16 protein-coding genes are annotated in these 16,682 nt (G+C 64.2%); 9 read left to right on the forward strand and 7 right to left on the reverse strand.

What is annotated here, in order from left to right:
• Positions 1-52 precede the first annotated feature (52 nt).
• A complete protein-coding gene (locus tag ACN9MX_RS09895; protein ID WP_133653182.1) occupies positions 53-853 on the forward strand; it encodes a DUF2189 domain-containing protein in 801 nt (266 codons plus the stop codon).
• A 108-nt stretch (positions 854-961) separates the two neighbouring features.
• On the opposite strand, the gene ACN9MX_RS09900 is transcribed toward ACN9MX_RS09895, so the two are convergent.
• From ACN9MX_RS09900 to ACN9MX_RS09930, 7 genes are all read right to left on the reverse strand, one after another.
• Positions 962-1,633, reverse strand: coding sequence for a c-type cytochrome (locus ACN9MX_RS09900; RefSeq protein WP_363756117.1), 672 nt, complete (start codon positions 1,631-1,633; stop codon positions 962-964).
• Between the two features lie 3 nt (positions 1,634-1,636).
• On the reverse strand, positions 1,637-1,990 hold the full coding sequence (locus tag ACN9MX_RS09905) for a cytochrome C oxidase subunit IV family protein (protein ID WP_363737833.1): 354 nt from the start codon (positions 1,988-1,990) through the stop codon (positions 1,637-1,639).
• A 5-nt stretch (positions 1,991-1,995) separates the two neighbouring features.
• Positions 1,996-2,691, reverse strand: a complete 696-nt coding sequence (locus ACN9MX_RS09910; RefSeq protein WP_363737831.1) for a heme-copper oxidase subunit III family protein — start codon at positions 2,689-2,691, stop codon at positions 1,996-1,998.
• Positions 2,692-2,703: 12 nt separating this feature from the next.
• A complete protein-coding gene (locus ACN9MX_RS09915) occupies positions 2,704-3,294 on the reverse strand; it encodes a cytochrome c oxidase subunit 3 (RefSeq protein ID WP_363737829.1) in 591 nt (196 codons plus the stop codon).
• Positions 3,291-5,009, reverse strand: a complete 1,719-nt coding sequence (locus tag ACN9MX_RS09920) for a cytochrome c oxidase subunit I (protein WP_133653177.1) — start codon at positions 5,007-5,009, stop codon at positions 3,291-3,293. Before ACN9MX_RS09920 ends, ACN9MX_RS09915 begins: the two co-directional genes overlap by 4 nt.
• Positions 5,009-5,878 carry a cytochrome c oxidase subunit II gene (locus tag ACN9MX_RS09925; RefSeq protein WP_363831858.1) on the reverse strand — a complete coding sequence of 290 codons (870 nt, stop codon included), beginning with the start codon at positions 5,876-5,878 and terminating at the stop codon, positions 5,009-5,011. Before ACN9MX_RS09925 ends, ACN9MX_RS09920 begins: the two co-directional genes overlap by 1 nt.
• A gap of 540 nt (positions 5,879-6,418) precedes the next feature.
• On the reverse strand, positions 6,419-9,250 hold the full coding sequence (locus tag ACN9MX_RS09930) for a TonB-dependent receptor (RefSeq protein ID WP_426386822.1): 2,832 nt from the start codon (positions 9,248-9,250) through the stop codon (positions 6,419-6,421).
• Between the two features lie 316 nt (positions 9,251-9,566).
• On the opposite strand from ACN9MX_RS09930, the gene ACN9MX_RS09935 reads away from it, so the two are divergent.
• From ACN9MX_RS09935 to ACN9MX_RS09970, 8 genes are all read left to right on the forward strand, one after another.
• Positions 9,567-10,661: a mandelate racemase/muconate lactonizing enzyme family protein gene (locus ACN9MX_RS09935; protein ID WP_363737821.1), complete on the forward strand. Its 1,095-nt coding sequence runs from the start codon at positions 9,567-9,569 to the stop codon at positions 10,659-10,661.
• Positions 10,658-11,923, forward strand: coding sequence for an MFS transporter (locus ACN9MX_RS09940; RefSeq protein WP_426386824.1), 1,266 nt, complete (start codon positions 10,658-10,660; stop codon positions 11,921-11,923). The genes ACN9MX_RS09935 and ACN9MX_RS09940 overlap by 4 nt, the downstream gene beginning before the upstream one ends.
• Positions 11,924-11,995: 72 nt before the next feature.
• Entirely contained in the window at positions 11,996-12,718 is a 723-nt protein-coding gene (locus ACN9MX_RS09945; protein WP_426386826.1) for a GntR family transcriptional regulator, read from the forward strand.
• Between the two features lie 4 nt (positions 12,719-12,722).
• Entirely contained in the window at positions 12,723-13,550 is an 828-nt protein-coding gene (locus ACN9MX_RS09950) for an amidohydrolase family protein (RefSeq protein WP_426386828.1), read from the forward strand.
• A 3-nt stretch (positions 13,551-13,553) separates the two neighbouring features.
• The gene (locus tag ACN9MX_RS09955) at positions 13,554-13,919 is read left to right on the forward strand and encodes an L-rhamnose mutarotase (protein ID WP_363831844.1); all 366 of its coding nucleotides are present in this window, start codon (positions 13,554-13,556) and stop codon (positions 13,917-13,919) included.
• Positions 13,916-14,647 (forward strand): SDR family oxidoreductase, encoded by a 732-nt coding sequence (locus ACN9MX_RS09960; protein ID WP_363737814.1) that lies wholly within the window; start codon positions 13,916-13,918, stop codon positions 14,645-14,647. Before ACN9MX_RS09955 ends, ACN9MX_RS09960 begins: the two co-directional genes overlap by 4 nt.
• Before the next feature lie 8 nt (positions 14,648-14,655).
• Positions 14,656-15,822 carry an FMN-dependent L-lactate dehydrogenase LldD gene (lldD, locus tag ACN9MX_RS09965; protein ID WP_426386831.1) on the forward strand — a complete coding sequence of 389 codons (1,167 nt, stop codon included), beginning with the start codon at positions 14,656-14,658 and terminating at the stop codon, positions 15,820-15,822.
• 2 nt (positions 15,823-15,824) lie between these two features.
• Positions 15,825-16,679 carry a fumarylacetoacetate hydrolase family protein gene (locus ACN9MX_RS09970; RefSeq protein ID WP_426386833.1) on the forward strand — a complete coding sequence of 285 codons (855 nt, stop codon included), beginning with the start codon at positions 15,825-15,827 and terminating at the stop codon, positions 16,677-16,679.
• Positions 16,680-16,682: the final 3 nt, after the last annotated feature.

Consider the following 16,682-nt stretch of genomic DNA (forward strand, 5'->3'; position numbering starts at 1 on the left):
GGGCAGGACAAGCCGGACGCTCGTCATGGCGAGCTTCAAAGGGAGAGCGGCCATGGCAATTGCTCATCCAGGTGAAAAAGCATCGTCTCGTGACGAATATGAGATTCGCAGGATCGGACTGCCTGATCTGAAGATCGCACTGCAACAGGGCTGGGACGATTTCCAGGCCAAGCGGGGCGACCTGATCTTCATCGGTTTCATCTATCCCGCAGTGGTGCTGATGGCCATATTGATGGCCAGCCGCGTGTCGATACTGCCGCTGCTCTTCCCGCTGGTCGCCGGCTCCATCCTGTTCAGCCCGGCCCTGGCGAGCGGCTTCTACGAACTGGCACGACGCCGCGAACAGGGACTCGACAGTCGCTGGCGGCATTTCCTGGATGTGGTGCGCGGACCGTCGGCGCCCGCGCTCTTCGACCTTACCAGCATCACCGCCCTGCTGTTCCTGGCCTGGCTCGGTGCAGCGTGGCTCATCTATAACGCCACTGTCGGCCAGCTCGGTCCCCAAGCGGTCAGTTCGGTCGGTGTCTTCCTGAACGCGGTATTCGGCACGGTCGAGGGCTGGAAGATGATCATCGTCGGCAATCTGGTCGGCCTCGGCTTCGCAATCATAACCCTGGCGGTCAGCGTCGTGTCCTTTCCCATGATCATCGACAAGCGGACCAATTGGGGAGTGGCGCTGCGCACTTCCGTACGGGTCGCCTGGGCCAATCCGGTGACGGTCGCCATGTGGGGACTGATCGTCGTCGGGCTGCTGATCCTCGGCGCGCTGCCGGGTCTGGTCGGGCTTGCCGTCGTGCTGCCGGTGCTGGGCTATGCGACCTGGCATCTCTACACGCGGGCGGTGGTTCGGTAACCCGAACCCGTTCGGGCTGAGCCTGTCCAGGCCCTTCGCTTTTCTGAAGGAAAGGGCTGCGCCTCAACAAGCGCAGCCCGAATGGGCGCTGAAGCGTCGTACCCTAACTCAGTTCGCGCTCTTCGGCGCTGGCAAAGGCGGCGCTCCATTCCCCAAGGTCGCCAGATAGCGGATCACCGCTGCTCGATCCTCGGGCCGGCGGAGCCCGGCAAAGCTCATCTTCGTCCCCGGCACGTCCCGCCCCGGCGAGGCAAGGAATTCGAACAGCTTGTCATAGCTCCATGCGCCCCCATGCGCCTTCATCGCGGGCGAATAGGCAAAGCCCGCATGGCTCGCCACCGGGCGGGCGACCACGCCCCAGAGATTGGGGCCGATCCGGTTCGGCCCGCCCTGACTGAAGTCGTGGCAGCTGGCGCAGAGCTGGGCCTTCGCCTTGCCCGCATTGGGATCGGCACTGGCGAGCAGCGTTCCCAAATCCGCCGGCGGCGTGGCGGCGGTGGCGCCGGTCCCGGCGCCAGTCGATGGCAGGGAAACCTTCCCGCGCATGTCGCGGTGATAGGCGATCAGCCGATTGCCATCCGCCGGATCATCGAGGCTCGCCGGCCAGTCGCGCTGCACCGATGCCATATCTATGCGCGGCGGCATGTCGTCAGGCTTGTAGGCAAGGTCGCCGGCACTGGCATGCGGATAGAGTTGCCCTGAAAACCAGTTGAAGCTCCAGAGCGACGCCGCGGCCCCCGCGACACACAGCCCCGTCACCACCCAACGCATCCGCGCCATGGTTCAGCCTCCCCCGCCCATGAAGATCGCCCTTGTCCAGAAGGCGTAGTTCGCCTCGATCGTCATGATCCGCACCAGCACCAGCAGCACCAGTGGCGGCGTCAGTATCGCGTAGATCAGGGACAGCCGTTCCCATGCGAGATGCATGAATATGGACAGGATCAGCCCCGCCTTCAGCAACATGAACAGCACGATCAACGTCCAGCGGACGATCCCCTGCACATGCATGTAGTCAACCAGATAGGAAAGGGTGCTGAGCAGGAAAAGATAGCCCCAGACCTTCAGATAAAGGCTGATCGGATGATGCACCCCTTCATGCACAGCCCCGACATCGGCATTGGACAGATCCTGCTTCATGGAGCTCACCACAGGTAGAAGAATGCGAAGATGAAGACCCAGACGAGATCGACGAAATGCCAGTAGAGTCCCGCAATCTCGACCGCGCTATAATCGCCCGTGCGATCATAATCGCCGCGCGCGACCTTCGACGCGATGATCAGCAACAGGATAACCCCACAGGTCACATGCAGTCCGTGAAAGCCGGTGATCATGAAGAAGGAGGCACCGAATTGCGGCGCGCCCATGGGGTTGTACCAGGGCCGCACCCCCTCTTCGAAGATCAGCTTGCTCCACTCGAACGCCTGCATGGAGAGGAAGGTGAGGCCGAACAGCGCGGTCAGCAGCATGAGCCCCGCCGTTCTGCGGCGGTCGCGCCGGTAACCGAAATTCACGGCCATGGCCATCGTGCCGCTGGAACTGATGAGCGCGAAGGTCATGATCGCGATCAGGACGAGCGGAATGTCCTGTCCGCCGATGTTGAGCGCGAAAACCTCGGCCGTGTTGGGCCAGGGCAACACGGCCGAAGCGCGCATTGTCATGTAGCCGGTCAGGAAGCAGGAGAAGATGAAGGTATCCGACAGCAAAAAGATCCACATCATCGCCTTGCCCCAATGGGTATGGCGAAACACCTCCTGATCCGCCGACCAGTCGGCCGCGATCTCGCGCAGGGCTGGGGTGATGACTTCCCTGTCTCTACGATCCTGCGTGGTCTGGAGCATGGCGCAACAACCTCAAGTCAGCAGCAGCAAGACGGCGATCAATATCCAGATGAGCAACAGCAGATGCCAGTAGAGCGCGCACAGTCGCACCTGGCCCGGGTTCCGCGAGGCCAGCACCCAGCCCGCGGCGCCAAGCCCGCCGATGATATGCAGCCCATGCAGCGCGGTCAGCAGATAGAAGAAGGCGTTGGCCGGATTCGTCGCCAGATAATAGCCCGCCGCCTGATAATGACGCCACAGCATCCACTGTCCGCCGAGGAAGCATAGCCCCAGCACCCCGCCCGCGAGCGACGCCATGCTCGCCCGGCCCCGGATCGCGGCTCGCCGGGCCATTTCCCAGGCAATGCTGCTCATGACCAGCACTGCGCTGTTGATCCACAGCAATGGCGGGTCGGGCATCGCGGCCCAGTCGTCTGCATGACCCATGGCCGCGTGCAGCCCCATGCGCATGACATAGGCCGCCACCAGCAGCGAGAACATGACGGCCATCACCACCGCATAGAGGGTCAGCCCGACCGATCCCGCCGAGGGGCGATGCGACGGGTCCAGCCTGTCGCTCGCCGGTTCCCAGCTCCGTTCGGAAAGGCGCGCGATGAGGTTCATGCGCGCGGCTCGGTCTGCGGGATGAAGTCGCGCTCGGCGCCAGGGACACTGTAATCATAGGCCCAGCGATAGACGACCGGCAGCTTCGGCCCCCAATTGCCATGGGCCGGCGGTGTCTGGGGCGTCTGCCATTCCAGGCTCGCCGCGCCCCAGGGATTGGGATCGGCCTTCGGACCGCGGAACAGGCTCCAGATCATGTTGAAGAAGAACAGGCTCTGCGCCGCGAACACCGCCAGCGCCGCGATGCTGATCCACTGGTTGGCCAAATGCACCGATGGCGGAATGAAGTCGGCCTGCCCCAGCGCGTAATAACGGCGCGGCACGCCCAATATGCCAAGGTAGTGCATCGGCAGGAAGATCGCGTAGACGCCGAGGAAAGTGATCCAGAAATGGAGCTTTCCCAGCGTCTCGTTCCACATCCGCCCCGTAATCTTGGGATACCAGTGATAGATCGCGCCGAAGATTACCAGAACCGGCGACACGCCCATGACCATGTGGAAATGCGCCACCACGAAAAAGGTGTCCGACAAGGGTACGTCGACGCTCACATTGCCCAGGAACAGTCCTGACAGTCCGCCATGGATGAAGGTGAAGATAAAGGCGATGGCGAACAGCATCGGCACGCGCATATGGATGTTGCCGCGCCATAGGGTCAGCATCCAGTTATAGACCTTGATCGCGGTGGGAATGGCGATGATCAGCGTCGATGTGGCGAAGAAGAAACCGAAATAGGGGTTCATCCCGCTCACATACATATGATGCGCCCAGACGAGGAAACTCAGCGCGCCAATCACGACGATCGCCCAGACCATCATGCGATAGCCGAAGATATTGCGCCGCGCATGGACACTGATCAGGTCGGACACGATGCCGAAGGCGGGAAGCGCGACGATATAGACCTCCGGATGGCCGAAGAACCAGAAAAGATGCTGGAAGAGCAGCGGGCTGCCCCCCTGTGTCGACGTGATCATGCCGGCCGACTGCATCGCCGGCATGAAGAAGCTGGTACCCGCCAGACGATCGAACAGCATCATGACCGCGGCGACGAACAGCGCCGGAAAGGCCAGAAGGCCCATGACCGAAGCGGTGAAAATGCCCCACACCGACAGCGGCATCCGCATCAGCGTCATGCCTCGCGTCCGCGCCTGCAGCACCGTCGTCACATAGTTGAGGCCACCCATGGTGAATGCCGCAACAAAGATCGCCAGGCTGACCAGCATGGTGACGATGCCCCATTGGTGACCCGGCGTTCCTTCGCTGATCGCTTGCGGCGGATAGAGCGTCCAGCCCGCGCCCGTCGGTCCGCCCGGCACGAAGAAACCCGCCACCAGCACGATCACCGAAAGCAGGTACAGCCAGTAACTGAGCATGTTGACGAAGGGGAAGACCATATCCCGCGCACCGATCATCAACGGAATCAGATAATTGCCAAAGCCGCCGAGCAGCAGGGCCGTGAGCAGATAAACGACCATGATCATGCCGTGCATCGACACGAACTGCAGGTAATTGTCCGGCTGGATCGCCGGGAAGGCCCCCGGAAAGCCCAATTGCAGCCGCATGAGCGCCGAAAGGACCAGCGCCACGAGCCCGATGCTGATCGCGGTCACGCTATATTGGATGGCGATGACCTTGTGATCCTGGCTCCAGACATAGCGGGTGACCCAACTATGCGGATGATGCAGCGGGCGCAGATCGTCGGCCAGGGTGGTAGCCATCAGCGAATGCTCCAGGAGGCGGGGACTGAACAGGCGTTCGCCTTGATCAGCAGGATCGACATGGCGGCTGGAGGCGTCTCGGCCAGTATCTGCCCGAAGCTGCTCTGTTGCGCCTGCCATGCGGCGAAGGCCCTGGGCGAATCGACCACCACCTTGCCGCGCATTTCATGATGGCCCGTGCCGCACAGTTCGGCGCAGAGTATATCGAACGTCCCCGTCTTCGTGGGTGTCATCCAGAAATAGGTGACGATGCCCGGCACCAGATCCATCTTGGCGCGGAATTCGGGTACATAGAAATCGTGCAGCACGTCCTTGGAACGCAGCAGGATCTTCACCGGCTTGCCCACGGGTAGATGCAGGTCGCCCGTTTCGACCAGCAGGTCGTCGCGCCCATAGGGGTCGAGCGGATCGAGCCCCAGCACATTGTCCGGCGTCACATATTTGACCGCCGCGGCGCCCAGAACGCCATCGGGACCCGGATAGCGGAACGACCATTGCCATTGCTGCCCCACCGCCTCGATGATCGTTGCCTCCTTGGGCACCGATACATATTTGCCCCAGGCAGCCAGTCCTGGCGCCAGCATCCCGGCGATGCCGATTGCCGTCCAGAAGGTCAGCCGTTTTTCGAGCCGACTATTTTCCGGTTCATAATGGGCGCGGTGTCCGGGCCGGTGCCGATATCGCACCAGCGCCCAGGCCAGGAAGAGGTTGAGAAGGACGAATGCCGCCGCGCAAATCCACAGCGTAACGTCGAGCGCGGAGTCTATCGAACCCCAATTGGTCGCGATCGGTGTCCGCCACCATGGACTGAACAAGTGGAAGGCGACCGAACCAAACACCAGCAAGGCGATGGCGACCGCAATCGGCACAGGCCCTCTCCCACCAATGGTGAGGCGGCTCCGGTCGAACGGCTTGTCGACCTTACGAGTCGCCTTCGGATAATAACCGTTTGCCGCAGTCTACAGAAAAACGCGGCGTTGTGAAAGTGTTGGGCCCGACGATATCGTCCCCTCCAGAATGTCGAGGGATCCTTCATCTTGCCTGCGCATCTGATGCAGAAACCTCGCCCCATGCCGCGATTGCCGCGTCTGAGGGGGGATGAGGCGGAGCATCGAGCCCTTCCGGGGGAGCGTGGCTATATGGAGCCGCGCGGATGGCAATTTCACTCAGGGGCGTGGGGCCAACTGTGCCCGGTTGCAGGCAAATAGGAGCGGACGGTCGTCCGCCCCCCGCAGAGTGGCACCGAGCATCTGGCCGGCGCGGGCGCCCCGGGGGCGCCGCACCGGCAGCACCCCCCACGCCTTCGCCCAGCGCCTCGCCCGGTGTCTTCCCGGATGGATCCATGACGATGGCTTTGACGCCGGACGTCCCGATATCGATGCCGAAGAACCTGGCGAGGGTCCGGTCGATCAGAAGAAGCCGCGTACGGCGAAGGCGATCGTCCGGCTGCGCTGGATGAACGAGCGGAACATGTCGGGATCGACGATATAGTCGCGACGATTGGCACGGGTGAGGTTGGTGCCGGTGACGCTAAGCTCCAGATGCTCGATCGGACGGTAGGAGATGCTCGCGTTGAGCTGACCATATCCCTTGGTGAAGGTCGGCTGCGCAGCACGATCGTTGCCGCCGCCGAGCGCCTGGAAGTAGCTCGACCGATAGGCATAGGCGACGCGGGTCGCGAACGGCCCCTTCTCATAATAGGCGATCGCGTTGGCATTGTGCTTCGATGCCCCCGGGAAGCCGTAGGAGGTGGTCGACGCGGCATTGTCGATGGTGATCTTCGAGTTGATATAGGTATAGTTCGCCTGCACGCCGAACCCGTCCCACGGTGCGGGCAGGAAGCTGAACGGCTGGTTCAACCCGACTTCGGCACCATAGACGCGTCCATTCGATGCATTGACGGGCTGCGTCACGTCCAGGCGGGTCGCGCCCTGTGCCGGAATGGTGGTGTCGAGGGTCACCGTACGCAGGATGAAGTCGTCGACCTTCTTGTAGAAGCCGCCGAGATACAGCGCACCGCCGCCGCGGGTGTAATATTCCAGCCCCAGGTCAAGCTGCCACGCCGTCAGCGGCTTCAGCTTCGTATTGCCGAGCGTCGCGGTGCCGCGCTGGCTGGGATCGACGCGCGGATCGTTGGGATCATAGTAGCTGACCGCGTTGCGTGGCGCGGTATCCTCATATTCCGGGCGCGACATCACGCGGGACACGGCCAGACGGACATGCAGCGGGTCGGTGGGATTGAGGTCGAGGTTCGCCGAGGGGAGAAATTCCCAGTAGCGATGCGTGTCGCTGGTCGGCGTCAGCGTCTGGCTGAGCGTCGCGTTCAGGCCGTTGAGGATCGTCGTGCTCTGCGTCGACCGCGAGGTCAGATCGGTGTAGACCGCCCGGACGCCCACATTGCCCTTGACCGGCATATTGCCCCAGGTGCCATTCCCATCGGCCTGCACGTAGAATGCGGTCGTCTTTTCATGCGCGGTGATGGCGAAGGACGCGTCTTCCTTGTCGATCGCCGCGTCACGCAGCGCGGGAACCAGATTGGCCGCCGCCGGATAATCGAGGAACGGGATCGGCACCCCGAAATTGAAGCGTGGCAGGAAGCCGGCATCCTGCCCGTTGAAGATCACGTCGGGCATCTGCTGGGAAATGGCGGTAGTGAAGCCGGTGGCCGCATCGGGAGCCGGCACGAACAGCGAGGTGCTGCGCAGCCTTATGGTCGTGTCCTGATAGCGCGCGCCCGCCTTCAGCACGACATCCGGTGCCACGTCATAGGCGATGTCGCCGCGAAGCGCATGGGCATGCGAACGGTTGAAATATTTGCGCCCGAAGAAGCCGTTGAAGACGCCGCCCGGCGGCGTGACGACGTTGGTCACTCCCGTGATCGTCGGCACCATTGGAACGCCGTCAAATTGCACGTTGCGATTCGGCGCGCTGGTGCCGCCGAAGAACAGCCGCAGATCCTGATCATAGCGACCGTTCGAATAGCCATAGTCGACGCTCGCGCGGAAACCGTCGCCGTTATACTTGATGTTGCCGCCGGCGACGATCGCATACTGGTTGTTGAAGAACTTCAGCGGCTGCGGATCCAGCGTGACGCCCGGGCCCGTTCCTCCCGCATAGGCGAGCTTCGACGTATCGAATGCGAGCAGCCGTCCGTCACGGACGGTATAGCCGCCGGGGCTGGCCACACCATCATAGACGCTGCTGGCGCCGTTGAGCTGGAGATCGTTGGTCGGTCGGAACTGCTCGTTCAGAAACTTGGAATAGGTTCCGTCGACGTTGATTTCCCATTGATCGCTCGGTTTGAACTGAAGACCGCTGCTGAACGCCAGGCGGCTGATCTTCCCGTCGTTCTTCGACGCCGTGATGCGCGAGGGCACCAGCACGCCGCGCTCGACACGGTCGATGCTGCCGTCGGCATTATCGTCGAACGACAAATCCCGAGTGGCAAAGCGCGAAAACAGTTCGGAGCTGGAAGTGTCGCCGTGCGACCACAGGCCCGACAGATAGACGCCCAGCCGGTTGTCGAGCAATTTGGTGCCGACGACACCGCTGATCCGGGGAATGAAGTTTTTCGTCTGGTCGTCATAGTCGGCACGGACGGTCAGGCTGCCGAACGACGTGCCGCCACCGGGCGCGCGATAGTCGAGCGGCTTCAGCGTCTGGACGTCGATCTCGCCGGCGATGCCGCTTTCGACCAGGTCGGCGGTCGGTGTCTTGTACACCAGCATGCCCGAAATGACCTCTGTCGGCAGCACGTCGAGATTGACCTGGCGCAGTGAGTTGATGCCCTCGTTGCCGCCGGTCAGCGGAACGCGGCCGTTGATCGTGACTTGCGTGTAGCCCGGGCCGAGGCCGCGGATCGATGCGCGATCGCCAGCGGTGCCGCTGTCGTTGCGTTCGATCTGAACGCCCGGCACGCGCTGCAGGACGTCGGCGATGTTGACGTCGCTGAAGCGGCCCAGATCCTGGCTGGTGACGGCCTCGACGACGGACGCGGCCTCACGCTTGACCGCTACGGCACGCTCCGCCGAGGCGCGGTAACCGGTGACGATGATATCCTCGACATTGCTGGCCTGTGCCGGGGCCGTGCCAGCTGCGGCATCAGAGGAGTCCTGCGGCTGTGCCGGCGAGCCGGGGGACGGCGTGGTCGCCTCACCTCCAGCCTGCGCACAGGCCATCGACGCCTGCATGAGAGACATTGCACCTGCCGTGCACAGGCACATGATCCGGGTGATCTTCATTCATCCTCTCCCTCTTGCGCGATCGGTCGACCGCCGCCCTTGTTCGCCGTGAATGCAGCCAATCGATATTTCATGCAAGCCAAAAACATTATCTAATTCATATTTTGATATATCAGTGGATGAATTTTGTTGAAGATACAGGATAATTCAGACCGAAATGCCGCTGTCGGGGCGGGATTACCCCTCTATTGCCGGTGACGGCGCTGTGCCGTTAGGCGCGATTTGCGGCCGTTGAGATCGATTTATCGGCTTGCGCCCGTAAAATTTCTCTGAAATATAGATCTGAAATATCAGATATGACGAAAGGCAAACGGGGATGAGGATTACGGCATATCGGATTACCCGTTTTCACTATCCTCGCGATCGACCGGTCGGCGATTCGCAGGTGCATACGACCGAAATCCATGTGGCCGCGATCGAACTGATCGATTCGGCGGGACATGTCGGCCTCGGCTTCGCGCAATCATTGTTCAACGCCCTTCCCGACGAGCAGGAGATCGAGCGGACCTTCCTCGAACAGGCGTGGCCCGCCCTCGATGGTCAGGAACCGGCGGCACTGGCGCTCGCGGTGCGGCGTCCGCGCGGCGGCAATGTGCGCCGCATGTCGCTGCCGTTCGAGGAGGCGATCCAACAGGCGGTCTGGGACCTGTTCGCACAGCAGCAGGGCCTGCCGCTGTGGCAGATGCTGGGCGCCGATCGGTCAAGCGTTCCCGTCTACGCGAGCGGGCTGGACTTCCATCTGTCGGACCACGCTTTCGTCGAGCTGTTCGGCAACGCCGCGGAAGCCGGCTATCGCGGCTTCAAGATCAAGGTCGGCCATCCCGACCTCGAGCGCGACGTTCACCGGCTGAACCTGTTGCGCAAGACGGTGGGCCAGGACCGCCCGGTGATGGTCGATCCCAACGAGGCGTGGACCGTCGGGCAGGCGATCGACGCCCTGCAGACGTTCGAGCGCGCGGGGCACCGCATCTACTGGGTCGAGGATCCCGTGACCCGCGACGATATCGCGGGGCTGAAGCTGATCCGGCGGACCGGCATCACCCGGGTCAACGCCGGCGAATATCTCGACCTGTCCGGCAAGCGGCGCCTGCTCGAACAACAGGCATGCGACATGCTCAACGTCCATGCCCAGGTCGGGGACGTGATGCGCGCCGGATGGCTGGCCAGCGAGCAGAATGTCGAAGTGACGCTGGGCAACAGTTTCCTCGAGATCGGCGTCAACATGGCGCTGGCGCTGCCAGGCGTGCGCTGGCTGGAATACAGCTTCCAGAATTTCGACCATCTGGTCGAAAAGACGTTTACAATCCGCGACGGCATGATCTTCGGTAGCGATACGCCTGGGCACGGTTTACGGTTGAGCGCCACCGCGCAGGAAGATTGCCGGCGACTGACTGCGGCGGCAGCGGCATGACAGCGCCCTTTGCTCCCCCGCCCCGCACGATGGCGACCGGTCGGCGCGACTGGCGACTGATCGTGTCGCTGGGTGTCGTCTTCTTCGTGCTGCTGACGCTGTATGCCGCGGTGCTGGGCGTGCTGCTGCCCAACCAGATCCAGGATATCTCGCCCGCCACCAAGACGAAGACGCTGGGCGTGGTGTTCGCGATCACGTCCGTCTTCAGCACGCTGGCAACGCCAATGGCCGGCGCCTTCTCGGACCGGACGCGAAGCCGGTTCGGGCGACGCACACCGTGGATCGTCATCGGCGCGCTGATCGGCGGCGGCGCCATCATCATGGTGCCTTACGGATCGGGCATCGTCGCGGTGACGGCCCTCTGGGTCGTGGCGGCGATCAGCCTCAATTCGATGCAGCCGGCGATCACGACCATCGTCGCCGACCGGTTCGCGGTGGAGGAGCGCGGCTTCGTGTCGGGCGTGGTCGGCGCGGCGATGACGGCCGGCATTTCCGCCGGCACGATCTACGGCGGACTGCTCGCTCATGATCTGCGGCTCGCTTACGGTCTGCTGGGCGGTGCGATCATCCTCGCCTGCCTGTCGTTCGTGGCGCTCAACCCGGAACCGCGCGAAACGCTGCCGCCGGCCTCGCCGTTTCGCCTCGGCGCGTTCCTGCGCTCCTTCTGGATCGACCCGCGCGAACATCCCGATTTCGCATGGGCGTTCCTCGGGCGCTTCACGATCTACATGGGCTATCAGGCGATCGTCACGTACCTGCTCTATATCCTTCAGGATCACATCGGGTTGAGCCAGGGCGACGCAAATACCACCATCGCGCGCCTGTCGTCGGTAACATTCGTCGCGCTGGTCATCTCCGGCCTCGCCTCCGGCTGGCTGTCGGATCGCTGGCAGCGCCGCAAGCCGCTGGTCTTCGCCGCTGGTATCATCATGGCGCTGGCGGTCGTCGCCCCGCTGGCGCAGCCCAACGCCGCCGGCATGTTCGCCTATGCGGTGCTGATCGGACTCGGCTATGGTGCCTTCATGTCGGTCGACCTCGCATTGATGACGCAGGTGCTGCCGGCCAGCGAAGGCGGTGATGATACGGGCAAGGATCTCGGCATCCTGACCACCGCGGTGAACGTCCCGCAAATCCTCAGCCCGGTGCTCGCTGCGACGCTGCTCAGCGCGACCGGCAACGATTATCCGCTGCTGTTCGTCGTCGCGGGGGCGTTCGTGCTGGCGGGTGCGTGTCTCGTGTTGCCGATCCGGTCGGTGCGATGAGCGGCGCTTCGCTATCCTGCCGAAAGGCTTTGCGGTTGACCCGTCCCGGTGATGAGGCCATTTCGTCTGACTATGCCACGTTCGAAAATCAGCGCCGTGTCGGCGACCGATCCCCCTGTCAGCGAGAAATCCGTCGGCGAGAGAGGAAACGAACCGCCGCTGGCCGAAAAGGCCTATCGTGCGATCCTTCAGGGCTTGTTCGACAGAACCATCCCGGTCGGCGCCGAATTGTCGCAGAACGAACTGATGCGATTGCTCGGCCTCACCATCCAGCCGCTGCGCGACGCGTTGCGAACGTTGGAGACGGAGGGCCTGGTCACGATTCACGCGCGATCCTGTATCCGCTTCGTCAAGGCGGATCTGGAACTGTCGCGATCGACCTACCAGTTCCGCTCGCTGATCGAGCGGGCGGGCGCGCGGGCTTTCGCGGAAACGGGCGATGCGGCGGAGATTGCGGAGATGATCGCGGCGCATCGCGATCTGATCGCGGATCTGGAGCGTCACGACCTGGGTCCGGCCGAGGAGGATCGGCTGGGGCTGCTGGAGGAGCAGCTGCACGGCGCGCTGATCTCGTCGTTGCGCAACTCGCTGATCGAAATGACCGCGCGACGACTGAAGAATTACGTGACGCTCGTTCGGCTCGACCGGCTGGTGACGAGACCATTGGCCCTGCGTACGCTGCGCGAGCATCTCGACATTCTGGAGGCGTGCGCGAACCGCGATGCGGACGCGGCGGAAGCGGCGCTCGCCGGCCATTTTCAGCAGGCGCTGCAACGGATTCTCGGTATGGCGTGATATCATGGAGGTGATCGACGCGCACCATCACCTCTGGGCGCTCGACACGCCCGGGCACCAGTGGCCGACCGTCGCGGAACCGTCGATTCATCGTGATTTCGCGATGGACGACCTGATCGCCGCGACGGGCGATGTCCGGCTGGCCGCCAGCGTCTTGGTCCAGTCGCAGCCGACCGACGCCGATACCGACTGGATGCTGGCCGTGGCGGAGACGAGCCCTGTCGTCGGTGCCGTCGTCGGATGGGTCGATCTCGCGTCACCGCAGGCACCGGGCAGGATCGCCACGCTCGCGACCGCGCCCAGGCTGCGCGGGTTGCGGCCGATGCTGCAGTCCATCGCCGCCACCGACTGGCTGCTCGACCCGGCGCTGGAGCCCGCCATCGCGGCGATGCTGCGGCACGGCCTGCGCTTCGATGCGCTCGTGCAGCCCCGGCATCTGCCGATGCTGGCGCGTTTCATGGATCGCTGGCCGGATCTTCCGGTCGTGATCGACCATGCGGCAAAGCCCTTCATCGCCCAAGACAGGATCGATCCGTGGCGGACGCAGATCGCCGCGCTCGCCGATCGCGGCGCATGGTGCAAGCTGTCGGGCCTGCGCACCGAACAGGTGGCCGGCGCTCCGGCGGACCAACTGCGCCCCTATGTCGACCATCTGCTCGCATGCTTCGGCGATCGGTTGATGTGGGGCAGCGACTGGCCGGTGTTGCGCCTGTCGGGGGACGATTTCGCGCAATGGGTGGCGGATGCCGACCGGCTCACCGGCCTGCACGGGCCGGCGCGGGATCGCCTGTTTCGCGGTGCGGCGGCCGCATTCTACGGCATGAAGGGCTGAGCGATGGGAACGCACCGTGTGGTCCGCATCATGGACCTCGCCACCGATGCCGCGGCGATCGCCGCCTATGACGATGCGCACCGCGTCGGCCGGACGCCGGCTGCGGTCGTCGAGGCGCAGCATCGTCATGGCATCGTCGAGATGGAGATCTTCCGGGCCGGCCACCGCCTGGTCATGATCCTGACGCTGGCCGAGGATTTCGACGCGGAGGGATTGCGGCGGATCGAGCGCGATCATCCCCAGCTCATCGCATGGCAGGCCCGCATGGCCGAGCTTCAACGGGCGCCATTTGCCGATGGCGAACCCTGGCCGGTGGCGCATCGCGTCTTCCGGCAGAGTGATCATCTATCGAATGAGGACAGGATATGAACAGACTGGCGGGCAAGCGCGCCCTCGTGACCGGGGCAGCGCAGGGGATTGGCCGCGCGACGGTGGAATTGTTCCTGCGCGAAGGCGCGGAGGTGATCGCACTGGACGTGCAGGCGGAGGCGCTGGCGACGCTGGCCGGGTGCCGGACGAAGGTGGTCGACCTGCTCGACGCCGTGGCGGTCGACGCCTTGGGCACGGAGGTCGGGACGATCGACGTGCTGGTCAATTGCGCGGGCTATGTCGATGCCGGCGACCTGCTCTCGACCGGGGAACGGGGCTATCGCCTGTCGTTCGACCTCAACGTCGATGCCGCGATGCGGATGATCCGCACCTTCCTGCCCGGCATGATCGCCGCGGGTGGCGGATCCATCGTCAACGTAGCGTCGGTGGCGGGGGCGATGATCGGCGTTCCTGACCGCTTCGCCTATTGCGTGTCCAAGGGCGCGCTGGGCGGGCTGACCAGATCGGTGGCCGTGGATTATGTGCGGCACGGCGTCCGCTGCAACGCGATCTGCCCTGGCACCGTGCAGTCTCCGTCGCTCGACCAGCGGCTCGCGGCGACCGGCGATGCCGAGGCTGCGCGCGCGGCCTTCATTGCGCGCCAGCCGATGGGGCGGATCGGCACCGCTGAAGAGATTGCCGCACTGGCCCTCTATCTCGCCTCCGACGAAAGCAGCTATATCACCGGCAGCCTGATGGCGATCGACGGCGGCTGGACGATGGCCTGAGCCGCCCGATGACGATCATCGCCTCCATCGACGACTTCCGCACCGCCGCCCGGCGGCGGCTGCCGCGTTTCCTGTTCGACTATGCCGATGGGGCCGCCTTTTCGGAGGTCACCTGCCGCCGCAACGTCGACGACCTGCACGCCACGGTGCTGCGCCAGCGCGTGTTGCAGGACGTGGCCGCGCTCGACCTGCGCACGACGCTGTTCGGTCGCGACCAGCCGCTGCCGGTGGTACTGGGTCCGATCGGCATCGCCGGCATGTTCCGCCGACGCGGCGAAACGCAGGCGGCGCGGGGAGCGCATCGGCACGGCGTGCCCTTCACGCTGTCGACCGTCGGCATTTGCAGCATGAAGGAACTGCGCGGGGCGGCGTCGGACGGGCCGTTGTGGTTCCAACTCTACGTCATCCGCGACCGCGGCTTCATGCGGGAACTTCTGGCGCGGGCGAAAGAAGCGGGCGCGCAGGCGCTGGTGTTTACCGTCGACATGCCCATACCCGGCATCCGTTATCGCGACGCGCATTCGGGGATGTCGGGGCCGGGCGCTGCAATGAAGCGCGTCGCCCAGGCGATCGGCAAGCCAGGGTGGGCATGGGACGTCGGACTGCGTGGTCGTCCGCACCGGCTCGGCAATCTGGAGCCAGTGCTGGGCAATGCCAGCGGCCTGAACGATTACATGGGCTGGCTGGGCGCGAACTTCGACCCCGGCATCCGCTGGAACGACCTCGACTGGCTGCGCGCCGAATGGGACGGGCCGCTCATCATCAAGGGGATCCTCGATCCCGAGGATGCCCGCGCCGCCGCCGATTACGGCGCGGACGGCATCGTCGTGTCGAACCATGGCGGACGACAACTCGATGGCGTGATGTCGACCGCGGCCGCTTTGCCGCGTATCGCCGCCGCAGTAGGCGACCAGTTGACCGTGCTCGCCGATTCCGGTGTCCGCTCCGGCCTTGACGTCGTCCGCCTGCTGGCGCTGGGGGCGAAGGGCGTGCTGCTCGGCCGGGCATGGCTGTGGGCGCTCGCCGCCGAAGGCGAGGCGGGCGTTGCGCGGATGCTCGCCATGCTTACGCATGAGATGCGGGTTGCCATGACGCTGACCGGCGTCAATGCCGTTTCCGCAATCGACCACCGCATCCTCGCCAATGTTTCCAACAATTTTTCGACAAAGGAATAGCCATGAAACTCTGCCGCTTCGGCGCCGCCGGTCACGAAAAGCCGGGCATGATCGATACCGCCGGCCGCATCCGCGACCTGTCCGGGCATGTCGCCGACATCGATCCCGCCGCGATCTCGGTGGAGGGACTGCGTCGCCTCGCCGCGCTCTCTGCAGACGATCTGCCGCTGGTCGATGCGGGGGTCCGCTACGGTCCGCCGGTCACCGGCACCCGCAAGTTCATCGCGATCGGCCTGAACTATGCCGACCACGCCGCTGAATCGAACCTGCCGATCCCGGAAGAGCCGGTCGTGTTCAACAAATGGGTGAACTGCATCCAGGGCCCGAACGACCCGGTCGTCATCCCGCGCGGATCGAAGAAGACCGATTGGGAGGTCGAACTGGGCATCGTCATCGGCACCCCGGCGCACGACGTTCCGGTCGACAAGGCGCTGGATCATGTCGCCGGCTATCTGGTCGTCAACGACGTGTCGGAACGCGAATGGCAGACCGAGCGCGGCGCCACCTGGGACAAGGGCAAGGGCTTCCCGACCTTCGGGCCGATCGGCCCGTGGCTGGTCACCGCCGACGAGGTTGGCGACCCGCAGGCATTGTCGATGTGGCTCGACGTCAACGGCAAGCGGATGCAGACCGGCAGCACCGCGACGATGATATTCCCCATCGCCGAGATCGTCGCTTATTGTTCGCAGTTCATGGCGCTGGAACCCGGCGACATCATCACCACCGGCACCCCGCCGGGCGTCGGGCTCGGCCAGAAGCCCGAGCCCTGCTATCTGAAGGCGGGCGACGTGGTGACACTCGGCATCGAGGGCCTGGGCGAGCAGCGCCAGGACTTCGTCGCCGCGGCGAATGGTTGAACG

The sequence above is a fragment of the Sphingobium sp. R-21 genome (genome assembly GCF_049913335.1).
Classification (GTDB): domain Bacteria; phylum Pseudomonadota; class Alphaproteobacteria; order Sphingomonadales; family Sphingomonadaceae; genus Sphingobium.

Coding starts and splice junctions, on each gene's coding strand:
- ACN9MX_RS09930 (WP_426386822.1), bottom strand. CDS start 9,250: ATGAAGATCACCCGGATCATGTGCCTGTGCACGGCAGGTGCAATGTCT.
- ACN9MX_RS09940 (WP_426386824.1), top strand. CDS start 10,658: ATGACAGCGCCCTTTGCTCCCCCGCCCCGCACGATGGCGACCGGTCGG.
- ACN9MX_RS09910 (WP_363737831.1), bottom strand. CDS start 2,691: ATGCTCCAGACCACGCAGGATCGTAGAGACAGGGAAGTCATCACCCCA.
- ACN9MX_RS09920 (WP_133653177.1), bottom strand. CDS start 5,009: ATGGCTACCACCCTGGCCGACGATCTGCGCCCGCTGCATCATCCGCAT.
- lldD (WP_426386831.1), top strand. CDS start 14,656: ATGACGATCATCGCCTCCATCGACGACTTCCGCACCGCCGCCCGGCGG.
- ACN9MX_RS09900 (WP_363756117.1), bottom strand. CDS start 1,633: ATGGCGCGGATGCGTTGGGTGGTGACGGGGCTGTGTGTCGCGGGGGCC.
- ACN9MX_RS09960 (WP_363737814.1), top strand. CDS start 13,916: ATGAACAGACTGGCGGGCAAGCGCGCCCTCGTGACCGGGGCAGCGCAG.
- ACN9MX_RS09895 (WP_133653182.1), top strand. CDS start 53: ATGGCAATTGCTCATCCAGGTGAAAAAGCATCGTCTCGTGACGAATAT.
- ACN9MX_RS09935 (WP_363737821.1), top strand. CDS start 9,567: ATGAGGATTACGGCATATCGGATTACCCGTTTTCACTATCCTCGCGAT.
- ACN9MX_RS09950 (WP_426386828.1), top strand. CDS start 12,723: ATGGAGGTGATCGACGCGCACCATCACCTCTGGGCGCTCGACACGCCC.
- ACN9MX_RS09905 (WP_363737833.1), bottom strand. CDS start 1,990: ATGAAGCAGGATCTGTCCAATGCCGATGTCGGGGCTGTGCATGAAGGG.
- ACN9MX_RS09945 (WP_426386826.1), top strand. CDS start 11,996: ATGCCACGTTCGAAAATCAGCGCCGTGTCGGCGACCGATCCCCCTGTC.
- ACN9MX_RS09915 (WP_363737829.1), bottom strand. CDS start 3,294: ATGAACCTCATCGCGCGCCTTTCCGAACGGAGCTGGGAACCGGCGAGC.
- ACN9MX_RS09955 (WP_363831844.1), top strand. CDS start 13,554: ATGGGAACGCACCGTGTGGTCCGCATCATGGACCTCGCCACCGATGCC.
- ACN9MX_RS09970 (WP_426386833.1), top strand. CDS start 15,825: ATGAAACTCTGCCGCTTCGGCGCCGCCGGTCACGAAAAGCCGGGCATG.